At 71.6% G+C, this 11,801-nt stretch carries 12 protein-coding genes and 2 tRNA genes; 4 read left to right on the plus strand and 10 right to left on the minus strand.

Annotated elements, in window-relative coordinates:
• Positions 1–146: 146 nt before the first annotated feature.
• The 5 genes from ACLJQZ_RS06400 to ACLJQZ_RS06420 form a co-directional block, all read right to left on the minus strand.
• Positions 147–220, minus strand: a tRNA-Arg gene (locus ACLJQZ_RS06400).
• A gap of 41 nt (positions 221–261) precedes the next feature.
• Positions 262–351 (minus strand) — tRNA-Ser (locus ACLJQZ_RS06405).
• 66 nt (positions 352–417) lie between these two features.
• Positions 418–2,133 carry a phosphatidylglycerol lysyltransferase domain-containing protein gene (locus ACLJQZ_RS06410; protein ID WP_410619163.1) on the minus strand — a complete coding sequence of 572 codons (1,716 nt, stop codon included), beginning with the start codon at positions 2,131–2,133 and terminating at the stop codon, positions 418–420.
• Positions 2,134–2,170: 37 nt separating this feature from the next.
• The gene (locus ACLJQZ_RS06415; RefSeq protein ID WP_410619164.1) at positions 2,171–4,150 is read right to left on the minus strand and encodes an acetoacetate--CoA ligase; all 1,980 of its coding nucleotides are present in this window, start codon (positions 4,148–4,150) and stop codon (positions 2,171–2,173) included.
• An 85-nt stretch (positions 4,151–4,235) separates the two neighbouring features.
• The gene (locus ACLJQZ_RS06420) at positions 4,236–4,865 is read right to left on the minus strand and encodes a dienelactone hydrolase family protein (RefSeq protein WP_410619165.1); all 630 of its coding nucleotides are present in this window, start codon (positions 4,863–4,865) and stop codon (positions 4,236–4,238) included.
• A gap of 127 nt (positions 4,866–4,992) precedes the next feature.
• Between ACLJQZ_RS06420 and hisC the strand changes: the two genes are divergently transcribed.
• Positions 4,993–6,048, plus strand: a complete 1,056-nt coding sequence (hisC, locus tag ACLJQZ_RS06425; RefSeq protein WP_410619166.1) for a histidinol-phosphate transaminase — start codon at positions 4,993–4,995, stop codon at positions 6,046–6,048.
• Here the strand turns inward: hisC and ACLJQZ_RS06430 are convergent.
• From ACLJQZ_RS06430 to ACLJQZ_RS06445, 4 genes are all read right to left on the minus strand, one after another.
• On the minus strand, positions 6,038–6,811 hold the full coding sequence (locus ACLJQZ_RS06430) for a sulfite exporter TauE/SafE family protein (RefSeq protein WP_410619167.1): 774 nt from the start codon (positions 6,809–6,811) through the stop codon (positions 6,038–6,040). The genes hisC and ACLJQZ_RS06430 overlap by 11 nt on opposite strands.
• Before the next feature lie 79 nt (positions 6,812–6,890).
• Positions 6,891–7,238: a VOC family protein gene (locus tag ACLJQZ_RS06435; RefSeq protein ID WP_410619168.1), complete on the minus strand. Its 348-nt coding sequence runs from the start codon at positions 7,236–7,238 to the stop codon at positions 6,891–6,893.
• Positions 7,235–7,366 carry a hypothetical protein gene (locus ACLJQZ_RS06440; RefSeq protein ID WP_410619169.1) on the minus strand — a complete coding sequence of 44 codons (132 nt, stop codon included), beginning with the start codon at positions 7,364–7,366 and terminating at the stop codon, positions 7,235–7,237. The genes ACLJQZ_RS06435 and ACLJQZ_RS06440 overlap by 4 nt, the downstream gene beginning before the upstream one ends.
• Positions 7,363–7,494, minus strand: a complete 132-nt coding sequence (locus tag ACLJQZ_RS06445) for a hypothetical protein (RefSeq protein ID WP_410619170.1) — start codon at positions 7,492–7,494, stop codon at positions 7,363–7,365. The genes ACLJQZ_RS06440 and ACLJQZ_RS06445 overlap by 4 nt, the downstream gene beginning before the upstream one ends.
• Positions 7,495–7,550: 56 nt before the next feature.
• On the opposite strand from ACLJQZ_RS06445, the gene ACLJQZ_RS06450 reads away from it, so the two are divergent.
• From ACLJQZ_RS06450 to ACLJQZ_RS06460, 3 genes are all read left to right on the plus strand, one after another.
• Positions 7,551–8,246 (plus strand): FadR/GntR family transcriptional regulator, encoded by a 696-nt coding sequence (locus ACLJQZ_RS06450; RefSeq protein ID WP_410619171.1) that lies wholly within the window; start codon positions 7,551–7,553, stop codon positions 8,244–8,246.
• 15 nt (positions 8,247–8,261) lie between these two features.
• The gene (locus ACLJQZ_RS06455) at positions 8,262–9,095 is read left to right on the plus strand and encodes a class I SAM-dependent methyltransferase (RefSeq protein WP_410619172.1); all 834 of its coding nucleotides are present in this window, start codon (positions 8,262–8,264) and stop codon (positions 9,093–9,095) included.
• A 187-nt stretch (positions 9,096–9,282) separates the two neighbouring features.
• Positions 9,283–10,779, plus strand: a complete 1,497-nt coding sequence (locus ACLJQZ_RS06460; protein WP_410619173.1) for an adenylate/guanylate cyclase domain-containing protein — start codon at positions 9,283–9,285, stop codon at positions 10,777–10,779.
• Here ACLJQZ_RS06460 and ACLJQZ_RS06465 read toward each other — a convergent pair.
• Positions 10,767–11,762 (minus strand): beta-ketoacyl-ACP synthase III, encoded by a 996-nt coding sequence (locus ACLJQZ_RS06465; protein ID WP_410619174.1) that lies wholly within the window; start codon positions 11,760–11,762, stop codon positions 10,767–10,769. The two genes, ACLJQZ_RS06460 and ACLJQZ_RS06465, sit on opposite strands and share 13 nt — an antisense overlap.
• Positions 11,763–11,801 lie beyond the last annotated feature (39 nt).

The raw sequence follows: 11,801 nt of genomic DNA on the forward strand, positions 1-11,801 counted from the left end.
ACCCGGGCACACCCTCGCGACACGACTTCCCCACCGCGGGACAAGAAAACCCGGTGCGCTGCGGCGGCGGGTGAACCATCGAGGTGCACGGACACACAAAAGAGCCCCCTCTTGCGAGGGGGCTCTAGTGCTGTCTCAACCAGACGTGCGCCCGAAGGGATTCGAACCCCTGACCTTCTGATCCGTAGTCAGATGCTCTATCCAGCTGAGCTACGGGCGCGTGTTCAGTTGTAACCTAGCACCCGGCGAACCGAGTACCAGCGGAGGCTCCGGGATTTGAACCCGGGAGGGGGGGTTACCCCCAACCGCATTAGCAGTGCGGCGCCATAGACCAGACTAGGCGAAGCCTCCTGGGCCCAACGACCACTGCTCAGGTAGGTTACACACCCCCCGAACCCCCTGTGTAACCACCCCCCGTCACGCCCGGCGCAACAGCCTGAGCAGGCGTGGAGATCGTCCGCCGAGGCCTTCCGCCTCGAACGTCGCGATGCCGACCCGGGGCAGTTCGCGGACTCCGGGGTAGACCAGATAGCGAGGGACCCAGCGCGGCTGGAACTTGGCGTTGAACTTGTAGAGCGTCTCGATCTGGATCCAGCGCGAGAAGAAGTGCAGCACCTTCGCCGCCGTCTTGGCGACCGGACCGGCGCCGATGCGCTGGCCCTGCTCCATCAACGCCCGGAACGCCGCGAAGTTCAGCGACACCTGGCCGACGCCGTGGCGGGCCGCCGACAGCAGCAGCTCCGAGATCATCAGCTCGTTGACGCCGTTGTCGGCCGTGCGGTCGCGGCGCATGACGTCCAGCGACAGGCCCGTCGGTCCCCACGGGACGAACTGGAGGACGCCGCGCACCCGGCCGCCCTGCTCGGCCGTCACCAGGACCGATCCCCGGTCGCCCATGCGACCGAGGGCCATCGAGAAGCCGCGCTCGGTGTCCGTGCCGCGCCAGTTGGCGGCCAGCACCTCCAGCTCGGCCAGCTCGCCCGGGCGCAGGTCTTCCGTGCGCCGCACCAGGACCTTGTAGCCCGCGCGCTTCGTGCGGGCCGCCGCCTGGCGGACGCCGCGCATGACGCGGCCGTCCAGGGTGAAGCCGTCGACGTCGACGACCGCCTCGTCGCCGATCTCCAGGACCTCCAGGCCGAAGCGGGCCCAGACCGTCGCGCCCAGCTCCGAGACGCCCATCGCCGCGGGCACCCAGCCGTTGCGGCGGCAGACCTCCAGGTACTCCTCGATCGCGCCCGGCCACGCCTCGTGGTCGCCCAGCGGGTCGGCCGAGCAGAGCGCGACGCCGGCGATCACGCGGTAGGTGACCGCCGCCTTGCCCGTGCGGGAGAACACCGCGAACTTGTCGCGGCGCAGCGCGAAGTAGCCCAGCGAGTCACGCTCGCCGTGCTCGTCGAGCAGCTTGCGCAGGCGGTCGACCTCGTCGTCGGTCAGCCGCGGCGCTGGCTCGGCCGAGCGCAGCAGGAAGTACGCCGACACCAGGACAGCCGCGATGCCGAACAGCAGGCCGACGGCCGCCGTCAGGTCCTCCAGCCACATGCCGTGGAACACGGCCGGGCCGCTGACGCCGACCAGGGCCAGCGCCGACTCCGCCAGCCGGTCCGGGAAGCTCATCGGCTCCAGGACCGCGCGCGAAGCGACCGACAGCAGGATCAGGTTGAGCACGAACCCGGCCAGCACCAGCTCGACGAAGCTCCGCACCGCGCGCCAGCGCCCGACCACCGGGTCCGGCTTCGCGACGAAGTACTTCCTGGTCGCGATCAGGCCGACCAGCAGCACCACCGACACCAGGCCGGCGCCGAAGACGTGCTTGAGCCCGATGTGCGACACCGTGAGCAGCACCGTCGCGCCGACCGCCAGCTGCCACGCGCGCCGCTTGCGCCGCCGCAGCCCGGCGGCGAGCAGCACCAGCAAGACCCCGGTGACCAGCGCGACGGTCGCCGCGGCGACGGTCGCCTCCTGCGGCAGCTCCAGCCACTCCGACAAGTGCCCGCGCAGATTCCGGCGCCCGGCCGGGACCAGGACCGCGACGAGCGTCATCAGTCCGGCCAACCGGGTCACCCAGGTGATCACCCCCACGGAAGTGGTCCCCGCCACCCGCCAGGTGGTCTGCGCGCGAGTCCCCGTCACCACCTGTACAACCCGTTGTGGACGATCATGCTTCCCCCATCTACCCCCCGGCGAGCTCCACGAACGGCGTCAGCGCCGCCGGGTTGGCCAGCGCGTCGCGGCTGACCGCCCGGTCAGGGGCCACACCGGCGAGGATCTTCTTGACCGGTACCTCACACTTCTTACCGTTCAAGGTACGAGGTATCTCGGAAACCACTACGAACCGATCGGGTACATGGCGCGGTGACAAGGCGCTACGGAGCTCTTTCCGCAGCGTGGGCTCGATGTCGCCGATCTTGACGCCGCTCGCGAGCACGACGAAGCAGAGCAGCTGCCCGTCCTCGTTCCCGGCCGCCGAGGTGTCCACGACCAGCGAGTCCGCGATCTCGTCGTAGCCCTCGACGACCCGGTAGAACTCCGCCGTGCCCATCCGGACGCCGCCGCGGTTGAGCGTCGAGTCGCTGCGGCCGTAGATGACGGCCGAGCCGCGGTTGGTGATCCTGATCCAGTCGCCGTGGCGCCACAGTCCCGGATACATCTCGAAGTACGCCTCGCGCAGCCGCGAGCCGTCCGGGTCGTTCCAGAAGAACACCGGCATCGACGGCATCGGCTTGGTGATGACCAGCTCGCCGACCTCTTCGACGACGGCGTTGCCGGCCTCGTCGAAGGCGTTGACCGCGGCCCCGAGCGCCGGGCAGGACAGCTCCCCCAGCCACACCGGGACGTCGGGCGCCGACGCGACGAACGCCGCGCACAGGTCGGTGCCGCCGGAGACCGAGCAGATCTGCACCCGCCCGCCGACCTCGTTCACGATCCACCGGAAGCCCTCGACGCTCAGCGGCGCGCCGGTGGAGCCGAGCGCGCGCAACGCCGTCAGGTCGTAGCGCTCGGCGGGCTTGACACCGGCCTTCAGGCAGCTCTGGATGAACGGCGCCGACGTGCCGAAGTAGGTGACGCGGTGCTGCTCGGCCAGGTGCCAGAGCGCGTTGAGGTCCGGGTAGCCGGGGTTGCCGTCGTAGAGCACGATCGTCGTGCCGACGAGCAGGCCGGAGACGAGGAAGTTCCACATCATCCAGCCGGTGGTGCTGAACCAGAAGAACCGGTCGCCGGGGCCGAGGTCCGTCTGCAGGGCAAGGGCCTTGAGGTGCTCCAGCGTGATGCCGCCGTGGCCGTGCACGATGCCCTTCGGCAGGCCGGTGGTGCCCGACGAGTAGAGCACCCACAGCGGGTGCGCGAACTCGACCGGCTCGAACACCAGCGGCGCGCCCTCGTGCTTCGCGAGCAGCTCGGCCCAGTCGTGCGTGCCTTCCATCCGGCCGTCACCGACGTACTCGACGAGCACGGTCGCGGCCAGCGAAGGCAGCTTCTCCCGCAGGTCGGCCACCGTAGTGCGGATGTCGAACTGGCGGCCGCCGTACGCGTAGGCGTTGACGGCGAAGAACAGCTTCGGCTCGATCTGCACGAACCGGTCCGCGACGGCGCGCACGCCGAAGTCGGGTGAGCACGACGACCAGATCGCGCCGATGCTCGCCGCGGCGAGGAACGCGACCAGCGTTTGCGGGCAGTTCGGCGCCAGCGCGACGACGCGGTCGCCCTTGCCGACACCCAGTTCGACGAACGCCGCCCGCGCCGCGGCGACCTGCGCGCGAAGGTCGCCGTAGGTGAGCTGATCCGCGAAGCCGTCTTCGCGGTGGAAGATCACCGCGGTCTCTTCGTCGCCCTTCGCGGCGCCGGCGACGCCGGGGGTGAGCGCGTGCTCGGCGTAGTTCAGCGTGCCGCCCTCGAACCAGACGGCGTCCGGCATCCCGCCGGAGAGCACCTCACCCGGCCGGTCGTGCCAGCGGACGCCGAGGAAGTCCGCGACCGCGGCCCAGAAGTCCGGTCCGCGCTCGACGGAGAACTCCCAGAGCGACTGGTAGTCGTCCACCTCGACACCGCGTTCGGCGCCCAGCCACCGGCGGAACGCCGCGATCTTGGTGTCGGCAACGTGGCCCGGCTCGGGGCGCCACAGGACTTCGGGAGCGTCGGCGGTGTGCGTCACGCCCCGAGCCTAATCCCTCTGATCAGGAAGTCACCGTGGTCGGAACCGACACGGGACGCGGGTTGCGGATGGTGCCGGCCCACACCTACCGCAGGTGGGCGTCGAACCAGTTGAGCGTGCGCTGCCAGGCCTCCGCGGCGGCGCCCGGGTCGGCGTCGAAGCGGTGGTTGGCGCCCGGGTAGTGGACGACGTTGGTGGCGACCTTCGCCGACGCGGCCGCGTCACGCAGGCGCTCGACCTCCGCACCGCCCGCCTCGTCGCCGGAGTCGCCGTACATGCCGAGCCACGGGCTGGTGAGCTTGCCGGCGATCTCGACCAGCGCGGGCAGCTCCACGGCCTGCTGGCCGCCGACGCTGACCGCGGCGCCCAGCCTCCGGTGCGAGGCGACGACGAGCGCCGCCGTGCCGCCGAGGTCGAAGCCCATCACGCCGAGGAGGTCGCCCTGGACGCCGCGTTCGACGAGCCAGGCGAGTGTGATGTCCGTCGCGTCGAGCAGGTCCTGCTGGGTGAGGGGCTGCCCGTCGAGGTGGGGCGTGACGGTCAGCCAGCCCTCCGTGGCGAGGCTGGCCAGCAGCAGCTTCACGCCGTCGGTGACGCCGTCCGCTTCGTGCAGCACGACCAGGCCGCCGCGTAGCGCGCCTTCGGGTTCCGCGAAGGTGAGGCGGCGGCTGGGGCCGTCGGTGCGCTGGTAGTCCACGGTGCTGGTCGACGTCATTGCGTAACTCAATCACCTCGGGGTGAACAGAAGGAACCCCGAGGTCCCGCCAGAAGAGAGTCGCGGGACGGCGGCCGGGAAAGATACGGTGGACGGGCTGTCCCGCCGATTCCCAGGAGCGCCGAAGATGTCGTCCGTGTCCCCGCGTGCCGATCTCGAATCGTTGCCGAAATACATCCCTGGCCGGACGATCCAAGGCGCGATCAAACTGGCGAGCAACGAGGTGCCCGGCGGCGCGCTGCCGAGCGTCGCGGCGGCGATCGCCGAGGCCGCGGCCGGCATCAACCGTTACCCGGACACCGGCTCGCAGCTGCTGCGCGAGCGGCTGGCGCGCGACCTGGGCGTGCCGATCGAGCGCGTCGCCATCGGCTGCGGCTCGGTTTCGCTGTGCCAGCAGACGATCCAGGCCCTCTGCGCGCCCGGCGACGAGGTCATCTTCCCCTGGCGCTCGTTCGAGGCGTACCCGATCGTCACGCAGGTCGCGAACGCCGTCTCGGTGAAGGTGCCGATCACCGAGGGCCAGGAGGTCGACCTCGACGCGATGCGCGCGGCGATCACCGACCGGACGCGAGTGGTCTTCGTCTGCAACCCGAACAACCCCACCGGGACGGCCATCCGCCGCGCCGAGCTGGAGCGGTTCATGGACGCCGTCCCCGAGCGCGTGCTGATCGTGCTGGACGAGGCGTACAAGGAGTTCGTCACCGACCCCGAGGTCCCGGACGGCGTCGAGTACACGCACGACCGCCCGAACGTCATGGTGCTTCGCACGTTCTCGAAGGCGTACGGCCTCGCCGGCCTCCGCGTCGGTTACGCCGTCGCGCCGGAGGCGATCGCGGACGCGCTGCGGCAGGTGTACGTGGCGTTCTCGGTGAACATGCTGGCCCAGGTAGCGGCGCTGGCGTCCCTCGACGCGGCGGACGAGCTGCTGGACCGGTGCAAGGACATCGTCGCCGAGCGCGGCCGGGTCCGGGACGCGCTGATCGCGGCCGGCTACCAGGTGCCCGAGACGCAGGCGAACTTCGTCTGGCTGCCGCTGGGTGCGCAGGCGGTGCCGTTCGCCGAGCACGCGCTGGACCGCAAGCTGATCGTGCGGCCGTTCGCGGGTGACGGCGTGCGCGTGACGATCGGGACGCCCGAGGAGAACGACCTGTTCCTGGCGGCGGCGCGCGAGTTCAGCCGCTGAGCTGCTTGACGACCAGCTGGATCACGGCCGCCGTGCCGACCACGACGATCACGCCGCGCAGCACCGCCGGCGGCAGCCTCCGGCCGATCTTCGCGCCGAGGAAGCCGCCGGCGGTGGAGCCGATCGCCAGCCAGAGCACGACGGGCCAGCTGATCGGCGCGACGAACGCGTAGATCAGCCCGGCGATGACGTTGACCACGGCGGCCAGGACGTTCTTCACGCCGTTGAGCTTCTGCAGCGGTTCCGACAGCAGCATCCCCATGACGGCCATCAGCATCACGCCCTGCGCGGCGGTGAAGTAACCGCCGTAGATGCCGATCAGGAAGATGAAGAACATCAGCAGCGGGCCGGGTTTGTGCTCGGCGCCGTTCTCTTCGCGGCGCTTCGCGACCCACTTCGAGACGCGCGGCTGCACGATCACGAGGACCACGGCCAGCCCGACGAGGATCGGGACGACGGCTTCGAAGGCGTCCTTCGGCAGCGACAGCAGCAGAATGGTGCCGCCGATCGCGCCGAGGAACGACGCGACGGCGAACTTCGCGGTCTGCCGCCAGTAGCCCTTGAGCTCGTGCCGGTAACCCCAGGCACCGCTGAGGGTGCCGGGGGCGAGCCCGATCGCGTTGGAGGTCGTCGCCGTCACCGGCGGGTACCCCAGCGCGACCAGCACCGGGAACGTCACGAGCGTCCCCGACCCGACGACGGCGTTGATGGTCCCGGCCCAGATCCCGGCGACCATGACGATCGCCGCGTGCCACCACGTCATGAAGCACTCACGTGCGGAGCCTAAGCAAGGTGGCCGGGTCGCGCGACGCGGATGTGTCTGGTCAGACACCCACTGCGCTTCAGGACGGCGCGAAGACGCAGAACTCGTTGCCCTCCGGGTCGGCCAGGATGTCCCACCGGATGTCGTCGTCCTCCTCCCTGACCAAGGTCGCGCCCAGGGCCAGCAGCTCCGCACGATCGCCGACGACGTCCAGGTGCATGCGGTTCTTGACCGTCTTCGGCTCGGTCACCGGGTTGAGCCAGATCAACGGCCCCTTGCCGGCGGGGTCGGCGATCGGGATCGGGTCGGTCGGTGGCCGCTCCGCCGCGGAGGCGTGGCGGACGTAGCCGATCGCCGAGCACCACCAGTCCGCCAGGGCCTGGTGGTCGTTCGCGTCGAGCGCGAGGTCCTTGAACCGTGCGGTCATGCCGCTTCCTCCTCTGGTACTTGCGCGGGGACGACCGAGGAGACCACGCGCCGGCCCAGCGCGCCGTACAGGCCGCGCCCGGCCTCGCCGGCCGGCAGCACGCTCGACCGCGCGCCCGCCGACGTCACGACGACCTCCCAGGCCCGGGCAGGCCGACGTCGACGCGGTGGCCGTCCGGTTCTTCGACCGGTGGCGGTGCCGACCGCGGCACCGCCCAGCCCCGCGCCCACGCTTCCCACGTCTCGATGACGGACATGTCCGCGATCATGGCAGCCACCCCCGACAATTCCCGGCGTGCGGCAGGATGGGCCCGTGGGCGAGGACACCGAGCAGGTCTGGAGCGCGACCGTCGACCACCTGCGGGCGATGATCGACTCCGGCGAGCTGGCGCCGGGGTCGCGGCTGCCCGCCGAGCGCGTGCTGTGCGAGGAGCTGGGCATCGGCCGCGGGTCGTTGCGGCAGGCGCTGCGCGTGCTCGACTCCATCGGGTACGTCCAGATCCGCGCGGGCTCCGGCACCTACGTCGCCGAGGCGCGGGACCAGCCGCTGAGCACCTGGTTCACCGAGCACGACCAGCTCGTCGAGAAGCTGTTCGACCTGCGCGCGACCGTCGAGCCGACGCTGGCCGACCGGCTCGCGCGCCACGCCACGGCGAAGGTCGTGAGCCGCCTCGAGGACAACGTCGCCGAGATGGCGAAGGCCGCCGAAGACGGCGACATGCTGCGCGTGATCGCCACCGACGCCGAGTTCCACCGGGTCATCGCGCAGAACGCGGGCAACGACGACGTCGCCGGCCTGCTGCGGTCGGTCCTGGCGCTGGTCGGCGAGGAGCGACGGGCGGCGCTGCGGCTGCCGGGGCAGATCCGCAAGGCCGTCGACGACCACCGCGCGATCCTCGACGCGATCCGCCGCGCGGACCCGGCCGAGGCCCGCGAACGCACCCTCAAGCACCTGGTCGACGCGAAAACCTACGCGCACGACTACGCCGCGCACCCCGAAGAGCGCTAGCCTTTTCACAATGTTGTGAAACTTCTGGGGGTCGTGATGGAGAAGGTCCACTTCACCGAAGAAAAGGCCACCATGCTGGCCACCCTCTACGGCCGCGCGCTCGACAGCCGCGAGGCCGACCCGGTGCTCGGCGACCACGCCGCCGACGAAGCCGTCCGCCAGATCGACTACGACTTCGCGAAGCTCGGCATGACCCGCGACGCCGCCGTGTCCGTCGTGCTGCGGGCGAAGCCGATCGACGAATGGGCCGCGGAGTACCTGGCCGCGCACCCGGACGCGATGGTGCTGCACCTCGGCTGCGGCATGGACACGCGCTTCCAGCGCCTGGCCCCGCCGGAGACCGTGCACTGGTACGACGTCGACTACCCCGAGGTCGTCGCCCTGCGCGAGAAGCTCTACGCGGCGGCACCGAACCACACGAACATCGGCACGTCGGTCGTCGACTTCGGCTGGCTCGACCAGGTGCCGTCGGACCGGCCGGCGCTGATCGTCGCCGAGGGCCTGACCATGTACCTGACGGCCGACGAGGGCACGGAGCTGGTCCGGCGCCTGGTCGCGAAGTTCCCGTCCGGCCAGCTGATCTGCGACCTGTTCAGCAAGCTGGGGATCAAGGCGCAGAAGCTCAACACGCCGGTCCGCAAGTCGGGCGCGACGCTGATCTGGGGCGTGGACAACCCGCGCGAGCTGGAGCGCTACGGCCTCACGCTGGTGTCCTCTTTGGACGCCGGACACTGGACGACGCCGGAGGTCATGGCGCGGGTGCGACCGGTCACGCGGCTGCAGCTGCGGATGCTGAAGCTCGTCCCGCCGCTGGCGAAGATGGCGCACATCGTGCGCTACCGTTTCTGACTCCCACCCGTGTTGGCCGCTCCGGGCGCCATGTTGGCCGACGAGCCTGCGCGGCGACGACCGGAACGGCCAACTCGGTGCCCGGAGTGGCCAACATGACGACCGGAATGGCCAACACGCGCGACCCAAGCGGCCGCCGAGGGGCGTGGCCACGCCTTTTCCCGCCGCACGCCATACGATCAACGCCGTGCGCGAGAACGCCGGGAGGTTTCGGGTCGTCCTGCGCACCAGCCTGGGCTTCGCCGGGCTGGGGCTCGGCTCCAGCGTCGCCGGCTCCGGCGTGGTCGCGCTGCTCCTGCTGCTGCAGGGCCTGCCCAACGACGTCGGCGACCGCGGCTGGATCCTCGGGATCGTCGCCGCCGGGATCGTCGCCGTCTCGTTGCTCGTCGGGACACTGTGGACGGCCTGGCTGCAGCGGCGCACGGCGATCTGGTTCGTGCTCGGCCGCCCGCCCGCCGAAAGCGAGGCCCGGCGGGCGCTGCGGCTGCCCGTCGACATGGCCGTGGTCAGCGGCACGCTCTGGCTGATCGGCACCACCGTCCTCGACGTGCTCGCCGGGGTGCTCGGCTCGGCGGCGGACGCGGCCGCGATGGCCACGACCATCGGGCTCGGTGGCCTCACCACCGTCGGGCTCACCTACCTGGCCGCCGAGTGGGTGGCGCGGCCGGTGATGACGATCGCGCTGCACGTCGTCCCGCCGCGCGGTTCGCTGCCGGTGACCGTGCTGACGCGGCTGATCGTCACGTGGGCGCTGACCTGCGGGGTGCCGCTCGTCGGCGTGCTGCTCGTCGCGACGCCGCCGGACTTCGGCTCGGGCGACCACACCGCCAGCCTGATCATGCTGTCGGTGATCGGCCTGGTCGTCGGCGCGCTCGGCACGGCGCTGCTGGCCCGGGCGGTCGCCGCGCCGCTGCACCGGCTGCGCGTGGCGCTCGACAAGATCGCCCGCGGCGACAACGAGGTCGTCGTCGACGTCGACGACTCCAGCGAGATCGGCCTGCTCCAGACGTCGGTGAACCAGCTCGCCTCCGGGCTGCGGGAGCAGGCGCGGATGCGGGACCTGTTCGGCAGGCACGTCGGCGCCGAGGTCGCCCGGCACGCGCTGGAGTACGGCGCCTCGCTCTCCGGGGACGTCCGCGAGGTGACGGCGTTGTTCGTCGACGTCGTCGACTCGACCGCGCTGGCCTACCGCACCCCGCCGGAGGAGCTGGTCGGGAAGCTGAACCGGCTGTTCGCCGCCGTCGTCACCGCGGTGAACGCCCGCGGCGGGCTGGTCAACAAGTTCCAGGGGGACGCCGCGCTGTGCGTCTTCGGTGCGCCGACGCGGCTCTCGGACGCGCCGACCGCCGCCTTGGCCGCGGCCCGGGCGATCCGGGACGCGGTGCGCGAGACGGGCGAGCTCGACCTCGGCATCGGCGTCTCCAGCGGCCCGGTGTTCGCCGGGCAGCTCGGCAGCAGCAGCCGGCTCGAGTACACCGTGATCGGCGACGCCGTGAACGAGGCCGCGCGGCTCACCGAGCTGGCCAAGGCGGTGCCGTCACGGATCCTCGCGAGCGACGCCGCCGTGTCCGGCGCGCTGCGGGGCGAGCGCGCGTTCTGGACCGAGCACGGCGCGCTGGAGCTGCGCGGCCGCCAGGAGCCGACGCCGACCTGGACAGCCGGCCCGGAACCTCAGGACGGCTGACCCAGCTCCGGCCAGCGCAGCACCGTCGAACCCCAGGTCAGGCCCGCGCCGAACGCGCTGAGCAGGACGCGGTTGCCGGGTGCGAGGGTGCCGTCGCGCCGGGCGTCGTCCAGCGCGAGCGGGATCGACGCGGCGCTGGTGTTGCCGACGCGGTCGATGTTGGCCACCACGGCGTCGGCCGGCATGCCGAGCTGCTTCGCCGTCGCCTGGAGGATCCGGATGTTGGCCTGGTGCCCGACGAAGCGGTCGACGTCGCCGACCATCCAGCCCGCGCGCTCCAGGACCGTCCGCGACGACTCGGCCATCCGCGCGCAGGCGTGCCGGAACACCGCGGTGCCCTGCATCGCGAGGAAGCGGTCGCCCGGGTCGTCCGACAGCCGGCGTCGCGAGCCGCCGGCCTCGACCCACAGCAGGTCGGCGTGCTCACCCTCGCTGTGCAGGTCGAACGGCCCGAACGCGCCGGGCTCGTCGGCGTCACCGGCGCGCAGGACCACCGCGCCGGCGCCGTCACCGAAGATCGGGACGGTGGTGCGGTCCTCCGGGTCGATGAGCGTGGTGAAGGTGTCGGCGCCGATCACGAGCACGCGCTCGGCGAGGCCGCCCGCGATGAACCCGGCCGCGGTGGCCAGCGCGTAGACGAAACCGCTGCACACGGCGTTGACGTCGAAGGCCGCGGCGGTGCCGAGCCCGAGCCGGGCGGCCACCTGCGGCGCGCTGGCCGGGCAGGGCTGGTCGGGCGTGGCGGTGGCGAGCACGACCATGTCGGCGCCGCCGTCGGTGGAGGCCAGCGCCTTGCGGCCCGCGCCGACGGCGATATCCACAGTGGACTCACCGGGCCCGGCGACGCGGCGCTCGCGGATCCCCGTGCGGGTGCGGATCCACTCGTCCGAGGTGTCGAGCCGAGCGGCGATCTCGTGGTTGGCCAGGACTTTCGTCGGCAGCCACGAGCCGAGTCCGGTCAACACGGCGGCAGGTGCGGGCACGGGAGAGCCTCCCCACGCCGGCGGGTTGGCGGAGAATCC

The sequence above is a fragment of the Amycolatopsis sp. cmx-8-4 genome (assembly GCF_046548675.1).
Classification (GTDB): Bacteria; Actinomycetota; Actinomycetes; order Mycobacteriales; family Pseudonocardiaceae; genus Amycolatopsis.